At 69.7% G+C, this 17,704-nt stretch carries 16 protein-coding genes; 4 read left to right on the top strand and 12 right to left on the bottom strand.

Annotated features, from left to right (window positions below; translation table 11 throughout):
* Window positions 1-886: 886 nt before the first annotated feature.
* Window positions 887-1,456, bottom strand: coding sequence for a DUF4232 domain-containing protein (locus ACFYZQ_RS38340; protein WP_389158531.1), 570 nt, complete (start codon window positions 1,454-1,456; stop codon window positions 887-889).
* Between the two features lie 745 nt (window positions 1,457-2,201).
* Window positions 2,202-2,555: a hypothetical protein gene (locus ACFYZQ_RS38335; RefSeq protein ID WP_389158528.1), complete on the bottom strand. Its 354-nt coding sequence runs from the start codon at window positions 2,553-2,555 to the stop codon at window positions 2,202-2,204.
* A gap of 74 nt (window positions 2,556-2,629) precedes the next feature.
* On the opposite strand from ACFYZQ_RS38335, the gene ACFYZQ_RS38330 reads away from it, so the two are divergent.
* The gene (locus tag ACFYZQ_RS38330) at window positions 2,630-2,926 is read left to right on the top strand and encodes a hypothetical protein (protein ID WP_389158526.1); all 297 of its coding nucleotides are present in this window, start codon (window positions 2,630-2,632) and stop codon (window positions 2,924-2,926) included.
* Between the two features lie 126 nt (window positions 2,927-3,052).
* Here the strand turns inward: ACFYZQ_RS38330 and tpg are convergent, their stop codons facing one another.
* The 3 genes from tpg to tap all read right to left on the bottom strand — a co-directional run bounded on the left by tpg (window position 3,053) and on the right by tap (window position 5,948).
* Entirely contained in the window at window positions 3,053-3,607 is a 555-nt protein-coding gene (gene tpg / locus ACFYZQ_RS38325; RefSeq protein ID WP_389158524.1) for a telomere-protecting terminal protein Tpg, read from the bottom strand.
* Between the two features lie 8 nt (window positions 3,608-3,615).
* Window positions 3,616-3,759, bottom strand: a complete 144-nt coding sequence (locus ACFYZQ_RS38320) for a hypothetical protein (protein WP_389158522.1) — start codon at window positions 3,757-3,759, stop codon at window positions 3,616-3,618.
* A gap of 83 nt (window positions 3,760-3,842) precedes the next feature.
* Window positions 3,843-5,948 (bottom strand): telomere-associated protein Tap, encoded by a 2,106-nt coding sequence (gene tap, locus ACFYZQ_RS38315; protein WP_389158519.1) that lies wholly within the window; start codon window positions 5,946-5,948, stop codon window positions 3,843-3,845.
* A 131-nt stretch (window positions 5,949-6,079) separates the two neighbouring features.
* Here tap and ACFYZQ_RS38310 point away from each other — a divergent pair, with 131 nt between their 5' ends.
* Window positions 6,080-6,337, top strand: coding sequence for a hypothetical protein (locus ACFYZQ_RS38310; protein WP_389158516.1), 258 nt, complete (start codon window positions 6,080-6,082; stop codon window positions 6,335-6,337).
* Between the two features lie 493 nt (window positions 6,338-6,830).
* Here the strand turns inward: ACFYZQ_RS38310 and ACFYZQ_RS38305 are convergent, their stop codons facing one another.
* The 4 genes from ACFYZQ_RS38305 to ACFYZQ_RS38290 form a co-directional block, all read right to left on the bottom strand.
* A complete protein-coding gene (locus tag ACFYZQ_RS38305) occupies window positions 6,831-8,552 on the bottom strand; it encodes a cytochrome bc complex cytochrome b subunit (protein WP_389158514.1) in 1,722 nt (573 codons plus the stop codon).
* Window positions 8,553-8,823: 271 nt separating this feature from the next.
* Window positions 8,824-10,347: an FAD-dependent oxidoreductase gene (locus tag ACFYZQ_RS38300; RefSeq protein ID WP_389158512.1), complete on the bottom strand. Its 1,524-nt coding sequence runs from the start codon at window positions 10,345-10,347 to the stop codon at window positions 8,824-8,826.
* A gap of 358 nt (window positions 10,348-10,705) precedes the next feature.
* Entirely contained in the window at window positions 10,706-11,275 is a 570-nt protein-coding gene (locus tag ACFYZQ_RS38295; protein ID WP_389158509.1) for an NADPH-dependent FMN reductase, read from the bottom strand.
* A 27-nt stretch (window positions 11,276-11,302) separates the two neighbouring features.
* A complete protein-coding gene (locus ACFYZQ_RS38290; RefSeq protein ID WP_389158506.1) occupies window positions 11,303-11,905 on the bottom strand; it encodes a cupin domain-containing protein in 603 nt (200 codons plus the stop codon).
* A 476-nt stretch (window positions 11,906-12,381) separates the two neighbouring features.
* Here ACFYZQ_RS38290 and ACFYZQ_RS38285 point away from each other — a divergent pair, with 476 nt between their 5' ends.
* Window positions 12,382-12,624 (top strand): DUF6059 family protein, encoded by a 243-nt coding sequence (locus ACFYZQ_RS38285; protein WP_389158504.1) that lies wholly within the window; start codon window positions 12,382-12,384, stop codon window positions 12,622-12,624.
* A 143-nt stretch (window positions 12,625-12,767) separates the two neighbouring features.
* Here the strand turns inward: ACFYZQ_RS38285 and ACFYZQ_RS38280 are convergent, their stop codons facing one another.
* The 3 genes from ACFYZQ_RS38280 to ACFYZQ_RS38270 all read right to left on the bottom strand — a co-directional run bounded on the left by ACFYZQ_RS38280 (window position 12,768) and on the right by ACFYZQ_RS38270 (window position 16,515).
* On the bottom strand, window positions 12,768-13,532 hold the full coding sequence (locus ACFYZQ_RS38280) for an SDR family oxidoreductase (protein WP_389158501.1): 765 nt from the start codon (window positions 13,530-13,532) through the stop codon (window positions 12,768-12,770).
* Window positions 13,533-13,593: 61 nt separating this feature from the next.
* The gene (locus ACFYZQ_RS38275; protein WP_389158498.1) at window positions 13,594-15,087 is read right to left on the bottom strand and encodes an FAD-dependent monooxygenase; all 1,494 of its coding nucleotides are present in this window, start codon (window positions 15,085-15,087) and stop codon (window positions 13,594-13,596) included.
* Between the two features lie 234 nt (window positions 15,088-15,321).
* Window positions 15,322-16,515 carry an FAD-dependent monooxygenase gene (locus ACFYZQ_RS38270; RefSeq protein ID WP_389158495.1) on the bottom strand — a complete coding sequence of 398 codons (1,194 nt, stop codon included), beginning with the start codon at window positions 16,513-16,515 and terminating at the stop codon, window positions 15,322-15,324.
* Window positions 16,516-16,888: 373 nt separating this feature from the next.
* Between ACFYZQ_RS38270 and ACFYZQ_RS38265 the strand changes: the two genes are divergently transcribed.
* The gene (locus ACFYZQ_RS38265) at window positions 16,889-17,665 is read left to right on the top strand and encodes an alpha/beta fold hydrolase (RefSeq protein WP_389158492.1); all 777 of its coding nucleotides are present in this window, start codon (window positions 16,889-16,891) and stop codon (window positions 17,663-17,665) included.
* Window positions 17,666-17,704 lie beyond the last annotated feature (39 nt).

Here is a 17,704-nt window from a genome sequence, read left to right as displayed (position 1 = left end):
TGGTGGCTCCGCTGACGCTCCGCCATATTCTCGCGCAAACGCGAGAATTGAATTCCGCAAGCGGAATTCTAAAAGCACGTCGATTCGCGCAAGCGCGAATCGAGGGCACCCGCGCTTGCGCGGGTGCCGGGGCTGGCGGCAAAGGGGAGGTGCATCACGCTCGCGCCTGTGTAGGGCTTGGGAATCCTAACCATCACCCACAATGAAAGTGACGGGCCATCGGCCTGACGGGGTGCCGGCCCCACCGCAGGGACGGGCTCCGCTGCACTCCACCCGAACCTCGCTCCGACGTGTCCACCAATAGCCAGCCAGCATACACGTCAACCCCCTTTCAAAGGCATGATATGAGGATGCATCACTCGAGTGAGGGAACCCGTATCCAGACTGATGCATCACAGTTTTAAAGCTGTGTAGTGATTGGGGGTCCTGGCTGCACTACATCGGCCCGCCAAAAAACTAACCGGCAGAATTCGCTATTTCGTGGCCGTAAATTGCTCAGCCGTAGAATGGAAGCTCCGATATGGGTAAGCCAGAATTCGGCGGGCGGAGGTACCGGAGCCGCACGGCCGCTAGGCCTTGCGGCGGAACCATTCCCCGGCACCGGCCACACCTCAATGCCGTTGAGCGTCACGGCCGGTACCACCCGAGACACAGCAACGCTGATGCCACCTACGGTCCACACGACCCACGGAGCCGCACGCGAAGCCTCCTCAGCCAGGACGGACGCGAGTTTGTGTCAGCGGAGTTTGATCACCGCAGGTGAGCGACTCAGCGCACCGAAGGTGCGCTGAGTCGCTCACCTGAACTTATGTGCGGTTCCTCGTAAACGTGTAGGTCAGAGCCTTATGACCGTCATGCAGGCTGCTCGATTTGTGGGGACGGGGGGTCAGGAAGGCTTGACCGCCGAGACCGGGGTGACGGTCACCTTGTTGTCGCACTCGGCCCACACCCCGTCGTTCAGGGCGACCTGGTGCTTCCCGGAGTGCGGCAGCCCGATGACCATCGTCGGATACGTCACCGGGTCCTTGCCCGACACGCAGTAGCCGTCGGCCTCCCCCTGGACCTGGACGAAGGTCAGCTTCACCCACGCCTTGCCGTGCGGCCGGACCGTCACGGTGGCCGCCCTGCCGGTGGGGGTGACCTTGAGCGGGGTGTTGTGAGCGGGGGAGCCGTTGCCGGCGCCCGCGACCGTCGGATGACCCTTCAGGACGCACGTCCCCTGGGAGACGTTGGTGAACTGCACGACCGCCGCCCCGGTCCCGGTCCCGACGGGCCGGTGGACGGCCTGCCAGGCGCTGACCTGGAGGGCAGAGGCCGAGCAGGCGGGCGGCGGGGTGGAGTTGATGGTGCTCGCCGCCATGGCGGCGCCGGGCAGGATGCCGGTCACCGCCGCAGCGACGGCCGTGACCGCCGTCGTCGCCAGAGCCGCCCTACGAATGCCGATGCTGTGACGCATGCTGTCGTCCCCCTGAGTCGTCTCGTCCGCGGGTTTCGGTCGTCGGTTGGTGCCCCCGCGGTACGCGTGGTCGTGGTACGTGAGTGCAGACAGAGTGGGTGAGCGGCAGAGTATCGTGCGGCGACTACTTGTGACGGAACGGTGACGACAGGCTGCACCCGTGCAGATGGCCGTCAGGGCAGACAGAACCACCTCCAGGTGCGCGCCACGGGTTTTACCACGCCCCCGGCGCGCACCGAAGATGCGCTGAGTCGCTGGCCTGCGGTGATCAAACTCCGATGACACAAACTCGCGTCCGTCAAAGTCCGATGGCAAACGGTCAAGATCCAGTGGCACGGGGCACAGGCCCTCGTCGGCGGCTACTCTCACTGCTAAGAACCTTGGCGCGGTCGCGGCACCGGATGGTGCAGAACTTCCGGGGCCGGCGGGTGGCTTCGGGCAGGGGCTGGGTGCACACGGGGCAGCAGCCGGCCCCGGCGACCGGCGCCAGTCTTCGTCCTGGCCGCGGTCGATAGGCAGCTGCCGGTTGTCGAGGTCCAGGCGCCGCACCGTCTCGCTCAGGCGCACCGCGAGCTCGTTACCGACCGCTCGCATCCGCAGGCCCGCCCCGCGGCCGCCGATCCCGCCCGTGAGGATGATGAGCGCATGGCGAAGCAAGCCGGCGAGTGGTGCCGCGTCATCCAGAACACCTTTCTCCAACTGGTCCAGCGGCTGGTGGCCGCGGCTGAGCCGCCACATCACTTGATCAGCGCGAAGTACGCGATCGCGGCAGCGACCACAGCAGCGATGGCGAGACAGCGGTCCAGAACACGTTGCTGCGGAACCAGGGGCCGTCGGTGGTGTCAGACGAGTTCGGGACCGTCCCGGCGTTGGCGGTAGCACCGTGCGAGGCCTGCGCGTAGGGCGAGTGCATGGTGATCGGCGAGTTGTCGCCGGCAATGATCTGGAAGGACTGTCCGACCGGCGCCTGCGGGTCCGGCTCTGGCAACTGGCTACTCATGGCATTCACCAGTTTCTTGTAGGCGCCGAGGACGTCCTCGCGCGCTTGGGAGAGGGCTTGCAGGGTCTCGTAGCAGCGGGTGGGTCGGTGCGTTTCCACTCGGGCGGAACTTCGGTGAACGAGAGGGGGTCTGAGTCTTCAGGGGGGAAGGTACCGCCGAACTCGTCGGCCAGGTGGCCGAGCGCATCAACAAGATCCTGGTGCAGCCTCGCCAGGCCTGGATCGGTGAAGTCGAAGACCGTCTGCCTTCCGACAGCCCGGCTGAAATCCTCAAGAGCCGAGTCGACGCGCCCGCTGTGGTGGGTGAATGCCTCGCTGTCGAGGTCGCACAGACGACCGCCATTGCCGGGACTGCGCAGATGCAGCTCGAACTGTGCGTCCGCTGCCGCGTACCGCCTCGTACAGGTCCGCGGCCGCCGAGATCACTCGGGGGCGGCGAGCATCTGCAGCTCCCGAAGCTGGTTGAGTAGATTCGGGACGTCGGCCTCCACTACGGCCACGGCCGCAGGCACCGGGGCATCGAGCGGCTCGACTGGTGGTGCGATCCAGCTGCGAAAAAGGCCCACCTAGGTAATGCGCCACAGAATGGCTCCGGATTAGTAGTCGAGGTCCAGGTAATCGATGTCGTTGATTTCCACGTCCGACAGTCCCATAGCGCGACCGCCGCTGTCCTGGAAATAGATCTCCTTGAACCCTTCGGCGATGATTCCGCGCATCTGCTGGTCGCTGGCCCCGGCGTCGCGGGCGTCGAAGAGACGCTGTGCGTACTCCGGGGGGAGGTGCACGGTGAGTCGCCGGAACCGTCCATCGTCGGTCGTGCCGACTGGCGCGGTGTAGCCGAACCGGGCCCGGGTCTCCACTGTGATCCCGGTGCTGGTGGCCGCCTTCTTCTGCCGGCGCTTGCGCACCAGCGGCTGCCACCGCTTCCGTACGGCGTCGTCGATCTTCGCGGCGACGTCGGCGCGGGGGTGCTTGCGGGCGCCGCGTCTGTAGCGGTTGACGGAGTCGGCGGTGACACCGATCTCCTGGGCGACGGCCTTCGCGCTGCCCAACTGCTTGAGCAGGTAGCCGATCTGGCCCTTGAGGGTCTTGGGCGGTTCGCGGGTGAAGCCCTCCCGGTCGGCGCGCTCGATCGCGTCGTGGATCTCCACGGTGGTGCTCAGCTCCCTTCGGGGGTGGGGTCCTGGCCGGCGGGGTCGACCAGCCGGAACCAGGTCTCGCGCGTTTCGCGCGGGTCATGCCGCCACAGCTCGAACCGAGACGATCCGCAGCGGGTGCGCATGGAGAGCTGCAGGGCCTTCATGCGCGCGCCTCCAGGCGGTCCAGCGTCCGCTCCAGTTCCGCGCCGGCCTCCAACGAGGGCGTTCCGGTGTTGGCGGTCACGGCCTACTCCCCGTCCTCGAGGACAGCGTCGCCACCCTTGATGTGGCGGGCCGGGTTGAGCCCCTTCTCCATCAGGTCGACCGCCCACAGCATCGACTGGACGCCCTCCAGCTTCGCCAGGCCGGGCGTGGGCCCGAGGCGGAACCCTCCGGGCTGCGGCTTGCCGGAGGCCGCGTACGGCAGGAAGTCCAGCGGACTGTCACCCGGCGAGGGGTAGACGACGCAGTCGGACAGCACGGCGAGCGGGAACAGGCCCGTCATCCGCGACATGTTCAGCAGCTTGCGGTGCATGTTGACCCGGGCCTTGCTGATGACGGCCGCGCGGATGTCCGGGCGCCAGGTCGGCCGCTGAAGGGCCGGCCACCGCTCGCCCTCCTTGTAGGACTTGCCCTGCGGGCGCTCGCGGAGCTTGCCGACGCCGCCCTTCACCGTGGCCTTGATGGCGGACAGGACAGCGGCCAGGGCCGGGTCGACCTGCTTGTGCCGCTCCATCGCCGCGAGGAACGCGCGGTCGTCCAGGTCCCGGGTGACACCGAGGTCGGCGAGGGTGTCGACGTACGCCGTCTTCAGCCGGTCGTGCCACGGGTCCAGGTACGCGCCGGTCTCGCGGCGCAGGTACGCCTCGATCGGGTGCACGTCGTAGCCGAGCTCCTGAGCGTAGGCGACGGTGTGTGTCTGGTACCAGGCCGGACCCGTCGGACGGGTGCCGTCCGGCGTGAACGGCGAGGGCAGACGCGGGTCCAGCTCGACGTGGGACAGGTCGACCAGCCAGCTCCCGGGGAGCTTCGGGTTGAACTTCGGGGCGTGAAAGTGGTCCGGCGCGCTCAGGCCGACGACCAGGCGGGCCGCGGCGGCGAGGAACGCGGTGTTCAAGTCGAGGCCGACCACGAAGGGCAGGGTGCACTCCTCATCGGTGAGCAGGTCCACCGACCGCACCCACTGGTACGCCTCTTCGTTCAGGAACCCGCCGGTCCAGCCGGAGTTCACGACCACGGGGTGCTCCGGGGTGGCCTCCGGCGGCGCCGGGTCCATGGGCTCCGTCCCCAGCGAGCCCGGGTTGTAGCCGGACACCCAGTTCCCGGTCTGCGGGTCCTGCACGGCCTTTGTCGGCGGGCGCAGCGCCGTCATCAGCTCTAGGCCGGACACGGCGGTGGAGCCGCGCGGGGTGATGACCCGCTGGGCGTACACCCCGAGGACGCGGGCGATGTCGGCCGGCTCCATCTCGGCAACGCCGGGCCAGGACCGCTCATCGAGGGCGTCCCATGACAGGATCGCCAGCTGCACGCACTGCCGCTCACGGCCCTGCGCCTTGCGGTAGATCCGCGCCCACGGGCCGAACCCGCGCTGCGTGAGCTGCCACTTCGCCTTCGCCACCTGTTTGACGACCGGGTGGTCTTCCGGCAGGCGCAGGGAGCGACGCTGCTCGTGGCCTTCCAGGCGCTCCGGCAGCCCGAGCTTCACCGCGGCCGCGGCCGTGAGCACGATCAGCGGGTCGGAGTCCTTGCCGTACCGGTTGAGTTTGGCGGCACCGAGACCGGACTCGCGCAGCGTCCACTCCACCAGCTCCGGCACCGTGGTGGCCGGGCAGTCGAGCACGATGCCGCCGACGCCGTACGCGGAGCCGTCACCGTCCAGGACGGCGAGCGGGCCGTGCGGGAACCGCGAGTCGACGGCGGGCTTCGCGGCCGGGCGGCGCGACGTCGCCGGACGGGTGGGGCGCTCCGGGGCGGCCTGGGTGGCGGAAGCCTCCCCCTCCGCGGGCGTTCCGGGCGCGGCCGGGACGGTGAACGTCTGCGGAACCGGCTCCGCCTGGGGGGCGGGGGCCGGAGCGGGCACCGGGGCTGCGGCGGGAGAGCCGGGGGCCGGGTACTTCGCCGCCCAGCCGTTCAGCAGCCGCTGGTACGCCTCCAGGCGCGGCGACCGTGGCTCCGTGCGGCCGTTCTCGTAGTTCTTGACCGTCTGCGTCGTCGTCTTCAAGGCCTGCGCGAGGCGGGCCTGGGTGATGCCGGCGGCCTCGCGGAGCCGGGCGCGTTCTGCCGGGGGCGGGAGCTGCGGCTCCTCTTCCAGCAGGGCGTCGATGTTCGCGAACAGCTCTTCCTCGGTTGCCATGGCGTCTACCTCCATCGTGAAGACTAGCAGCCCTACCCCTAAGATTTAACCCACTTATTTAACCCGCTCAGACTATTGGAGTAGATGATCTTGCCCAGCAGGGCACATCAATCGCCTATCAGGAGGACTCGTTGACGAGACCGGGACAACGAGTCGACATCGACCGGGTCATCCTCCCCGCGACGACGCGTCGGGCCGTGCACCAGCAGCGGCCGGTCGTGGTCGTCGGCAACCCGGTGCCGGGAAAAACCACGCTCGCCGACCTCATCGCGGTCTACAAATCCCTCCACCGGCACTACGCGAGTGCTCTGACCGCCAACGTCCGTACGGCCGGATCCCTGGTCCGTCCCGACACTGCACCAAGCCGCCGTCGAAGCCCACGTCCGTGACATGGGCTTCGACGCTGTAGTGGAGTCCGCGCTCGCCGGCCCGGTACGGCGCGACGGTACCGCCCTCTGCACTAACCAGCTCACCCTTGAGGGCGGTTGGAGCCGCCGTCCGGCTGCCGAGCGGGTCGTGCGGGCGGAGTGGGCACGACCGTGGACCGCGCCCGAAACTGCCGTCTTCCGCGGGTGCCGACGACGCCGCGGGCCGGGTGGAAGACCTGATCCGGACACTGTGAGCAGGCCTGTGAACCGCTCCGCAGCACCCAGAGCGAGGAGTCCTTCGCGCGACTGATCTCGGCCCTGACCATGGTGGTCGGCTGGGAGGCGCAGATCGCCCTGCGGGACGTCCGCGGCCTCGACCCACCGGCCGAGCAGGAGGCCATCATCTGGGCCGCACGTGCCCTGGTCGGTGGTGCTGTTCCATTGGAGCGGCGGCGCGGCGACCGTCCCCTGGTCAGCCGCGCCGCCCCTGGTGCGTATCGGGTCGGGTTGTCGGTCAGTGCACTTCTTCGGCCTGTCCATGCTCTTCGACGGTGCCGCGCCGGCCGGGGAGATGGCCGTTGGGCGAGTGACCGTTGGGCGAGTGGCCGTTGGGCGAGTGGCCGTGATCCAGGGCCTGCCGAAGCTCCCGCGGGGTCGGGGTCGCGATCTGGCCGCTGTACAGCCAGCGGTGCAGCCGTTGGCGCAGCGACTGTTTGCGCAGGTCCGGGTTGCGCACGCCGTCCTTCTCCGCCACGGGTGCCGGCAGCGGTTCTGTGATCTCCCGGGAGAGCAAGGTGTATTCCCGTTCGCGGTCGAGCCGCTCGTGGACCTCGATGAACTCTCCGTGCGGCAGCCTCTTGATCACTCCCGTCTCGCGGCCGTGCAGGAGCTTGTCGCGGTCCCGCAGTTGCAGGCCGAGGCAGATCCGCTTGGTGACGATGTAGGTCACCGCCGGGACGACGAACACTCCGATCCGCACGAACCAGGTGATCTGGTTCAGCGACAGGTGGAAGTGCTCGGCCAGGACGTCGTTCGCGCCGCCGAAGAACAGCACCAGGTACAACGCGATGAAGGCGCAGCCGAACGCGGTGCGGGCGGGCTGCTCGCGCGGCCGGTCGAGGAGGTGGTGCTCGCGTTTGTCCCCGGTGATCCAGGCCTCCAGGAACGGCCAGGCGCCGAGGACGACGAGCATGATCGTGGGCAGGACGACGGCCGGGATCAGGACGCCGAGGTTGACGGTGTAGCCACCGACGGCGAACTCCCAGGGGGGCATGGCCCGTAGCGCGCCTTCGAGGAAGCCCATGTACCAGTCCGGCTGGGAGCCCTGGGAGATCTGATCGGGGCGGTAGGGCCCGTACGTCCACACGGGGTTGATCTGGGCGACTCCGGCCATCACCGCGAGCACGCCGAAGACCATGAAGAAGAAGCCGCCGGCCTTGGCCGTGTAGACCGGTACCAGGGGCTGGCCGACGACGTTGTTCTCGGAGCGGCCCGCCCCGCGGAACTGGGTGTGCTTGTGGTAGAAGACCAGGATCAGGTGGACGGTGACCAGGGCCACCAGCACGCCCGGGATCAGCAGGATGTGGATGCTGTAGAAGCGGGACACGATGTCGTGACCGGGGTACTCACTGCCGAACAGGAACATCTGGAGGTACGTGCCGACCAGCGGGATGGCGAGGGTGACGCCCTCGGCGATGCGCAGACCGGTGCCCGAGAGCAGGTCGTCGGGGAGTGAGTAGCCGACGAAGCCCTCCAGGATGGCCAGGATGAGGGTCACGTAGCCGATCAGCCAGTTGACCTCGCGCGGCTTGCGGAACGAGCCGGTGAAGAAGTGCCGCAACGTGTGCAGGCAGAGCGCGGCGACCATGGTGAGGGCCGACCAGTGGTGCAGCTGGCGGATGAACAGGCCGCCGCGCACCTCGAAGCTGATCTTGACTGTGGAGGCGTAGGCCTCGGACATCCGGACACCCTGGAGCGGGGCGTGCGAGCCGTGGTAGACGGTCTCGGCCATGCTCGGCGTGAAGAACAGGGTGAGCCAGACACCGGTGACGAGCAGGATGATGAAGCTGTAGAGCGCGATCTCACCGAACATGAACGACCAGTGCTCGGGGAAGACCTTGCGGGTCAGCTTGCCCCATTTGTAGATGGCGAGCCGCCCGTCCATCCAGTCGGCTATGCGCTCGCCCTGTGGCGCCCTGCCGCGCTCGCCCTGTGGCGCCTTTTCGGTCGTGCTCATCCCCGCGCGCTCTCCCCTCGCGTGCCGTGAAGCAGCTGGAACGGTATCGACGTGCGGCACGGCCGGACAACCGCTTTCGAGTCTGTCCACGGTCGCAACTCGACTAACACTCGAGCGAGTTGCGAGCGGTGTACCTGCGCATCGATTCTCGTTTTGGACAACAGGCCGTAGTTTTCAGGCCAGTTGATGGTGAGCGACCGCTTTTTGGATCTCAAGTCGCTTGTCATGGAGGCCTGTTGCTCCATTGTTTTCATGCCGGAAAGGGTAATGGTCACCCTTCTGGGGTTCGAGAGGGGGCGTACCTTTCCACACGTCTTGCCGAACGGGCGGCACCGATGGAGACCCCGATGGCGGGTACGGCCGGCACCGCGGAGCGGCGGGACCGCGCGTCCGCGTGGGTGACGCTGGGCGGAGTGGTGCGGACCGGGCCGCCGGGGCCGCGGAACACGTCCCGCAACCGCCGTGGCCGCAGCACAGCGGCGGGCGGGGCGGCGGCCGTCTGGAGGCGTTCGAGCAGCACGGTGGCCGCCCGCGGGTCGGTGGTCGCGGCGGCGGCCATCCGGGCCGCGTACCGGCTGCCGAGCTGGGCGCGCAGCCCGGTCGGCCCCTCCTGGTCCAGCACCGCGGCGCCCAGGCTCCGGGTGCTCGCCTGCCAGGCGGGAGTCAGACGGTGGGCGAGGGCCCGGCGCAGCCGGTAGCTCAGGCCGACGACGGTGCCGTGGCCGGTCAGCAACTCGTCGAGGACGAGGGCGGACTGAACAGCGAGGGTCATGCCGTGGCCGTGTGCGGGGTCGAGGGCCACGAAGGCGTCGCCGACGACGAGGAACTGGTCGGGCCAGCGGCGCAGCTTCTCGTAGTGGCGCCAGCGGTTCTGGAGACGGTGGCAGCCGTAGACCGGACTGAGCGGTGTGGCGGCTTGGATGACGTCGCGCAGCAGCGGGTGACGCAGGGCGCCGGCGGCACGCAGCAGCTCCGCGTGGTCGGCGGGTGGTGGTGTGCCGTCACCCGCGTACAAGGTCACGGACCAGCGCCCGCCCTCGACGGGGTTGAGCACGCCCTGGCGCGGATCGCCGGGTGCGCCCATGATCAGCAGGCTGCTCCAGTCGGCGACGTGCCCGACGGGTGGTGCGAAGATCGTGGAGGCGTACGTCGTCCGGGTACCCGACACCGTTTCCCAGGGCGGTCGGTAGCCGAGTTCGGCCAGCCACTGGGGTGCTCGGGAGCCGTGCCCGGAGGCGTCCACCACGAAGTCGGCGGATATCAGGCGCTGTGGATCCCAGCCGGCGGGCGCCCGCCGGTTCCGGCGGCGTGCCCACACGCCGACGACGGAGTCGTGGCGGCCGGGCTCCAGTGCGACGACCTCGTGCTCCTGCAGGAAGGTCACCTTACGGTCGGCGCGCAGCCGGTCGCGTAAGACGGCGTCGATCAGGTCGCGGCCGGCGCTCAGCACGGACAGTCCGCTGTCGAACCGAGGCAGCCAGCCGCCCGGGCCGAGCAGCAGCATGTCCTGCGGCATCCGGACCCGGACCGCTCCGGCGTCGGTGAGGTCCCGGCCGATGCCGGGGAACAGCTCTTCCAGGCCCTGGTGGGCGGCGGCGGCGAGGGTGTGCGTGTGCCGTGCCTGGGGGACGCCCCGGCGCCGCCCGGGTCCGCGGGGCAGCCGGTCGCGTTCGATGACGGTGACCCGGTCCATGAAGTTGGCCAGGGCCCGCGCCGCGGTGAGCCCCGCGATGCTGGAGCCGATCACCACGGCGTGGCCGTGTCCCCCGCCCACAGCAGGTGCCTCCACGCTCATCTGCCGTCCCCCTCCAGTGAGTTGTGAGTGCATCATGCGGTGCGCGGCCGTGCGGACGGCAGGGTTTCGCCACCCGGTGCGGGGCGCCAGCGGGTGCGGGTGCGACGGTGATCGCGCCAGGGTCCGGCCGTGCCTGAGGTCTCCGATCCCGTGTCCCTGGTGGACACCGACGTCGGCACCGGCTCACGGCGGCAGTGGGGGCCTGTGCACGGTGCCGGTCGGGGGCGGGGGGTTCGAGTGATCGTCGAGAGGCGCGCGAAGAGGACTCCGGTGGGCGTCGAGCCTCTCGAGCACGGTGCGGGCTCGATGCCGGGGCACCTGGAACCCTCAGGGCCGCACGGCCTTCACCGCGCGGTCTTCACGACCGGACGGTCTTGAGTGCGCGGGCCCAGGATTCCAGCTGGTCGAACATGACCGGCACGGACTCGTCGTGCTGCTCGCCGGGCTTGAACAGGGACCAGTGCTCGAAGTCGGTGAACATCGAGAACGACAACTGCTGGCGGACATGGGCCATCTGGAGTTCGCTGGCGATGGCGCGCAGGTGCTCGACGGCTCGGGCGCCGCCGAGAGTGCCGTACGACACGAAGGCGGCAGCCTTGTTGTGCCACTCCACGCACAGGTAGTCGATGGCGTTCTTCAGCCCGGCGGGGACGGAGTGGTTGTACTCCGGGGTGACGAAGATGTAGCCGTCGAACGCGGCTATCGTCTCGGCCCAGGCTTTGCTGTGGTCGTTCTGGTACTGGCCCCGGGCGCGGGCCGGCGGGACGGGCTCGTCCAGGAACGGCAGCGGATGGTCGGCGAGGTCGATCAGTTCGTATTCGGCGGCGGTGCGGGCGCCAGCCTGGTCCATGACCCAGTCGGCGACGGCCTTGCCATTGCGGCCGGGACGGGTGCTGCCGAGGATGACGGCGATCTTCAGGTCGCTCACGGGGTGCTCCTTGTGGGGCTGGGGCGATCAGGCGTTCTGGCCGGCCTTGTCGTAGAAGCCGTCCTCGTGGATGGGCTGGACCTCGACCGGCTTACCGTTGGCCTTCAGCCACTCCTCGCGCAGGCGGGCGGCCTCGTCGTCGGCCTGCGCGGCCGGGACCAGCCGGCCGTCCGGGGTCAGACGCATCGGCTGGTCGCCGGCCGGACGCCAGTCGAACCGGGCGGCGATCTTGAAGAGGTCCTCCTGGGTCAGCGGGCCGCCGTTGTCCTTCTCGGCCTGCAGCGCGGTGGGGTGGTAGTTCTCGTAGCCGCCCGGCATGTGCAGCGTCAGGAAGTGCGCGCCCTCACCGGGCGGGGTCGCCCAGGTGTGCCGGGTGCCGCTGGTGATGTGGGCCATGGCGCTCGGGCCGAGTTCGACGACCTCGTCGTCGAGCTGGACGAGCAGCTTGCCGGAGACGACGAAGTAGGTCTCCGTGGACTCTGCGTGCGTGTGCAGCGGCGGGCCGGACCAGGCCGGTCCCTGGTGGGTCTCCACCAGGGAAGCCGCTCCGTCGGTCATCTTGGTCGACAGGACGATCTCGAAGCCGCGGCGGCCCTCGGGCCGGTCCCCGGGATGGACGATGTGGGTCATGGAGCCCTCTCTCGGTTCGCATGGCACGGTGTCTTCGATCTAACCGGCGGGCCCGATGTCCGAGTGCGCAAGCGCGGGCGCAGTTGAACAGGCGGGTTGCCGCTACCGTCCGCGCGCGGCCTGGACCTGGCAGCGGCGGACGGCGTGGGCACTGTGGCCCGGATGCGCCGTCGAGCCGTGTCGTCGCTGGTGGCGCGGTACGAGGAGCTGCGCGGGAGCGGGCGGCGGCCGTGGGTGGTTCCGGGGGGCGGGCGGTAGGGGCCGCGAGCGGTCGGAGCCCGTCGAGCGGGGGTCGTGGGCGGGCCCGGCGTGCGTCCGACGCGGGTCCGGCTCCGGTCCGGTGTGCGTCCGGTGGGGATCCGGGCGGCGCCCAGTGCGGCTGGGTTGGAGCTCGAGCGGATCTGCGGTGTTTCTCCGTCGCTGCGCCGGAAGGTGGCGTGGATGACTGTCGCCGCGACAACTCGAGGAGGCCGGCCGTGTGGAAGCTGCTGCGCCCGCGCCGTGTACTGCGCGAGATCTACCGTGCCATGGTCGTGTACGGCACGTTCTACACCGGGCCCGAGCCCGAGGGGACGGTCGGCGCGCTCCGGCACGCCGCGCCCCGGGAACCGGTCGGCCCGCTGAAGGGGCCGGCCCCGGGCCACCCGGAGCGGTTGTGCGGGAACGTACCGCTGACGCCGCTTGAGCAGGCGCTCGTAAGGGAGTTGGGGCCGCGCTGAGCACCGGTGCTGTGCGGCGGCCGGACTCGTCCCGCGCCGGGAGGTGTGCCGGTCGTCGCCGTGCGCCCTGCCGTGGGCCGGAAAACGCCGCTGCCGGGACCCTGGTACGGGGTCCCGGCAGCGAGGTGAATGGAGCGGGTCGTTCAGGCGGCCGCGCGCTCGCGGACGTACTCCTCCCAGGTGCGCTTGCCCACGTCATTGCCCTTGAGGGCCAGGTTGTCGCCGGCGCGGTAGGCCTTGCCGGCCTTCCCGGGCATGCGCATCGGGAGCATCGGACGGCTCTTGCCATGTGCCTTGAGGTAGCTGCGCAGCAGGTCGCCGAGCGGGTAGACCTTCGGGCCCGCCAGGTCGGGCACGCGGCCGGCCGGCTCACCCAGGGTCAGCTCGGCCAGGCGGGCCGCCACCTCGCGCGAGTCCACCGGCTGGAACTGCAGGCCGCCGGGCACGGGAATGATCGGCATCTTGGACATCTTCTGCGCCATCATCCACACGATGTCGTGGAACTGCGCGGCGCGCAGCATGGTCCACGGGATGCCGGAACCCGTGATGATCTTCTCCGCCTCGAGCTGGGTCTTGAACCAGCCCAGCGGCATGGTGTCGGTGCCGATGACCGAGATGTAGACGATGTGCCGGACACCGGCCTTCTTCGCGGCCGTCACCAGGGTGCGGGCGACCTTGTCGTCGCCCTTGTTGGCACCGGCGAGATGCAGCACGGTCTCCACGCCGCGCAGCGCCTCGTCGATACCCTGCCCGGTGAACAGGTCGACAGCGAAATACTCGATACCGTTGGCGGACTCACGGGGCTTGCGCGCCAGGATGCGTACGTCGCGGCCGGCCTGCTGCAGCAGGGGAACGACGTGGCTCCCCAGCGTGCCCGTGCCACCCGTGACCAGAATGGGTGCGGTCATCGCTCCCTGATCTCCTCTTGTCTGGGGGTCTCGGATCTTCCGAGGTCTTGGGTCTGGGACGCTAGATGCCCGCGGTCACGCGGGCCGGACCGAACCACAGCTCCAGTGCTCCGGTCAGGTCGGCGCCGCCGGGCGCCGCCCAGGCGACGTAGCCGTCGGGGCGGACCAGTACGGCGTCCAGCGGGTGCGGCGGCACGTGGGGGGTGTCTGCCGGCGCCCAGGTTCCGGTGACGAGGTCGACGCGGTCCGCCCAGCCGGCCGCCAGGTGCTGCGGCTCCTCGGAGCCGTCGGCGGTGATGAGCACCCCGCGGCCCGTGTGCAGCAGTTCGGCGACCCGGACACGGTGGCCTCCGGGCAGGTCGAGGGTGCGGTCGGGGGACAGGCGCCGGCCGAGCAGCGGGTGGTCGCCGGGGCAGGTGCCGTAGTGGACGCCGAGGCCGCTGACCATTCCGGCGAAGTGCTCGGCGGCGCTCTTGTCCTCCATCAGTTCCCGCATGACGCTGCGCAGGGGTTCCATCTCCTCGCCGCTGAGGTACAGGGCGGTGGCGGCGTGGGTGTTGCGCAGCAGCTGCTCGCCGAGGGGGTACCGCTCGGTGTGGTAGGTGTCGAGAAGGCTCTCGGGGGCGCGTCCGGTGGTCACCGCGGCCAGTTTCCAGCCGAGGTTGACCGCGTCCTGGATACCGGTGCTCAGGCCCCAGCCGGCCAGGGGCGGAGTGGCGTGAGCGGCGTCTCCGGCGAGCAGGACCCGGCCCTTGCGGTAGGTGGTGGCAAGGCCGGCGCCGTTGCCGAAGGCGGCCATCCAGCGGGCGCTGCCGTGGTGGATGGACTCGCCGGTCATGCGCTGCCAGGCGTCGGCGACGTCGGTGAAGGTCAGGGTGGCGGAGTCGGGGTGCGCAGGCAGGCTCTTGTCGTGGATGAGCACCCGGTAGTAGCCGTCGCCGAGATTGGTGGCCAGGATCATGTTGCCGCCCGGAACGTGCTCGCCCGTGGGCCGTTGGCGGAGCTCGATGCCCGTCACGTCGGCCATGTACATTCCACGTTCGGACTCCCAGCCGGGCGCGGCGATACCGGCCAGCGTGCGGATGGTGCTGTCGGGGCCGTCACAGCCGACCAGGTAGGCGGCGGTGTCGTGGTGGCGGCCCTCGGGGCCGTCGAGGGCCAGCTCCACGCCGTCGGCGGTCTCGGTGAAGGCGACGGCCTCGTAGCCGCGGCGGATGGGGACGCCCAGTTCGGTCAGCCAGTCGGTGAGCATGGCCTCGGTGCGCGACTGCGGCAGTCCGAGCACTCCGTGATGGCTCTCGTCCAGTTTGCCCAGGTCGTAGCCGACGCCGCCGAAGTGGCCCCGCTGGCCTTGGCGGTACTCGCCGAGCCGGGTGAGCAGTCCGCGTTGGTCGAAGATCTCGCCGACGCGCTTGGTGAAGCCGAGGGCGCGGGATTCTCCGGATGGTGCGGGCAGTCTGTCGTAGACGGTGACATTCGCGCCGCCCAGTCTGATTTCACCCGCGAGCATCAATCCGACGGGACCTGCGCCGACCACTATGACGCGAGTTTCCACTATCCGCTCTCCCTATGAAGCGTCGGAGACGCATCCGCCCACGACGTCGAGCGCCGATGCGCACCATCATGGCACGAGCACCCCTCGCGGAATAGTCGCCCGAGCGGACCGTCTAGGAATTTACAAGCAAATCGAGTGCATTGGGGTGCCGTTTTCGAGTGTTTCTCGAGTGGAATTCAAGCGAAAGTCGAGAATGTGTTCGACCATAGAATGCCGGATGGCTAGCAAAGGGCGTCAGGCGGCGTTCTCGGCCTTGCCCGCGTCCGCGGCGACAGGGGCTTCCCAGTCGATGCGATAGGTGAACTGCCAGTCCAGCGGCTCCGGCTTCAGGTCGCGTGGTCCGCGCGCGAGGGGGCTGGCCTTGCTGGCGTTGGTGCGGGCGGCCAGGGCGATGATCCGCTCCACGCGCGCCCGGCGCAGTGACTCGTACGCCGCGAACGCCTCCTCGTAGGGCAGATCGCGCAGGCAGCGGGCCAGCTGCACCGCGCTCTCGATGGCCTGCGAGGCGCCCTGCCCGGAGCTGGGAGAGGCCGCGTGCACGGCGTCGCCGACCAGCACCGTCCGGCCGCGGCTCCAGGTGGGCACCGGCGGCATGGTCTCCAGCGGGCCGGTGATCAGCAGGTCGGCCGGGTCGGTACGGGCCAGCAGGTCCGCGGCCGGGGCACACTGGTCGGCGAACGCGCGGCGCAGCGTGTCGAGCCACTGCTCCTGCGCGGTCTGCCTGGCCCCGGCCAGCGTCAGCGGCTCGGGATGCGGCAGGTTGACGAACCAGCCGCCGGAGCCGTCGTCGTGCACCAGGTGGCCGAAGGAGCCCCCGGTGCCGTAGCTGACGTGCAGCTTGCCGCCGGTGCCCGGCAGTCCGGTGTCGGCCAGCGGAGCGGCGAAGCCCAGCAGGCCGGCGTACTGCGGCTGGGGTGCGGCCGGGTCGATGAGGGTGCGCACCGTGGAGCGTATGCCGTCCGTGCCGACCAGGATGTCGGCGCTTGCCCGGGTGCCGTCGGAGAAGTGGGCGGTGATGCCGTCGCCGGTGTCCTCCGCGTGCACCAGCCGCTTGCCGTGCAGGGTGCGGATGCCGCGGGCGGTCGCCTCGTCGAACAGCGCCCGGTACAGGTCGCCCCGCCAGACGAACCGGGAAGGCGGCAGTTCGGCGGGGAGGGTGACCTCGCCGAGCAGCTCGCCGTCGGCGGTGTGCAGGACGGTTCCCCGCATAGGGGTGCCGACGCGTCGGATGACGTCGCCGACGCCGATCGCGTCGAGGGCGTTGACACCGTTGGGGGCGAGGCTCAGGCCACCGCCGATGCCGTCGGCCGTGACGTGGTAGGCCTCATGGACGGTGGCCTCGATTCCGGCTCGCTGGAGAGCCATGGCCACGGTCGAGCCGGCGATGCCGCCGCCGATGACCAGTGCGGTGCGGGTCTGGGAGGTCATAACTCCTACCTTGATCGGTCGGGGACCGTCGACACGGCCCGCTCCAGGTCTCTTCCGGTCGTGGTTCTCGGTCCCCGGAACACTCGAAATACCCCGGCCCGATTTTCCTGACCCGGCCTCGAATACTGGTGGGGCCCCGGCGGTGCGGCCGGCTCAGCGGCCCAGGGTAAATGAGCAGGGGCCAGGATCACAGTGCTCCGATCGCATTCCACGGTGTTCGACTGCGGAAATTCCAGGTTGCACATGGCGCTGTCCAACCATTCCGCGTTGACCGCCCGTGAAATACCCGGGTATTTTTCGGGCAGAACCCGAACGCCGTCAGGAACGCGTCCTTTTTTCGGACATTCCGCAATGGTTGGGACAGGAGAGAGTGATGCACAAGGTCGTATCGCGGGACGGCACCACCATCGCCTACGAGAAGGCCGGGCAGGGTCCCCCGATCGTGCTGCTCGGCGGTGGCTTCCGCGATCACACGGCCTTCGACACTCTCGTCCCGCACCTGGCCGAGCACTGCACCGTCTACGCCTACGACCGGCGCGGGCGTGGCCAGAGCGGGGACTCCCCCTCCTACGCGGTGCAGCGGGAGATCGAGGACATGGAGGCGGTCATCGCCGACGCGGGCGGCGAGGCTGTGGTGTTCGGCGGGTCCAGCGGGGCGATCCTGGCACTGGAGGCGGCCATGGCCGGCGCGCCGATCAGCAAGCTGGCGCTGCTGGAACCGCCCTACCGGGTCCCGGGCTTCCGCACCCCGCCGGACGGTTTCGCCGAGCACCTCGACTCGCTGCTCGCCCAGGACCGGCGCGGCGAGGCCGTCGAGTACTTCCTGGCCGAACACGTGGGCTTCCCGCCGGAGTGGATCCAGGAGTGGAAGGACAGCCCGCTGTGGTCGTCGAACGAGGCACTCGCGCACACCCTTCCGTACGACACCGCCGTCATGGGTGACGGCCGCGTGCCCGTCGAGCGGATGGCCTCGATGCGGGTGGAGACGGTGGTCGTCAACAGCGACCACACCGGCGACTGGCTGCTCGAGGCCGCGAAGGCGACCGCGGCGGCACTGCCCAACGGGCGGCGGCTGGAGCTGCCCGGGGTGTGGCATCGGGTCCTGCCGGAGATCCTCGGCCCGGTCCTGGTGGAGTTCGTCACCGGCTGAGCGGCCGCGCCGCCGACAAGCCCTCTGCGGGGCCGGCGC

Source organism: Streptomyces sp. NPDC001843 (genome assembly GCF_042891955.1).
Taxonomy (GTDB): domain Bacteria; phylum Actinomycetota; class Actinomycetes; order Streptomycetales; family Streptomycetaceae; genus Streptomyces.
The sequence above is the reverse complement of the archived record's forward strand: the minus strand, read 5'-3'. Positions and strand labels throughout refer to the sequence as shown.

What these genes read in the sequence shown, in the direction of transcription:
- ACFYZQ_RS38340 (WP_389158531.1), bottom strand. Translation starts at nt 1,456, where the DNA reads ATGCGTCACAGCATCGGCATTCGTAGGGCGGCTCTGGCGACGACGGCG.
- ACFYZQ_RS38320 (WP_389158522.1), bottom strand. Translation starts at nt 3,759, where the DNA reads ATGAAGGCCCTGCAGCTCTCCATGCGCACCCGCTGCGGATCGTCTCGG.
- tap (WP_389158519.1), bottom strand. Translation starts at nt 5,948, where the DNA reads ATGGCAACCGAGGAAGAGCTGTTCGCGAACATCGACGCCCTGCTGGAA.
- ACFYZQ_RS38305 (WP_389158514.1), bottom strand. Translation starts at nt 8,552, where the DNA reads ATGAGCACGACCGAAAAGGCGCCACAGGGCGAGCGCGGCAGGGCGCCA.
- ACFYZQ_RS38300 (WP_389158512.1), bottom strand. Translation starts at nt 10,347, where the DNA reads ATGAGCGTGGAGGCACCTGCTGTGGGCGGGGGACACGGCCACGCCGTG.
- ACFYZQ_RS38290 (WP_389158506.1), bottom strand. Translation starts at nt 11,905, where the DNA reads ATGACCCACATCGTCCATCCCGGGGACCGGCCCGAGGGCCGCCGCGGC.
- ACFYZQ_RS38280 (WP_389158501.1), bottom strand. Translation starts at nt 13,532, where the DNA reads ATGACCGCACCCATTCTGGTCACGGGTGGCACGGGCACGCTGGGGAGC.
- ACFYZQ_RS38270 (WP_389158495.1), bottom strand. Translation starts at nt 16,515, where the DNA reads ATGACCTCCCAGACCCGCACCGCACTGGTCATCGGCGGCGGCATCGCC.
- ACFYZQ_RS38265 (WP_389158492.1), top strand. Translation starts at nt 16,889, where the DNA reads ATGCACAAGGTCGTATCGCGGGACGGCACCACCATCGCCTACGAGAAG.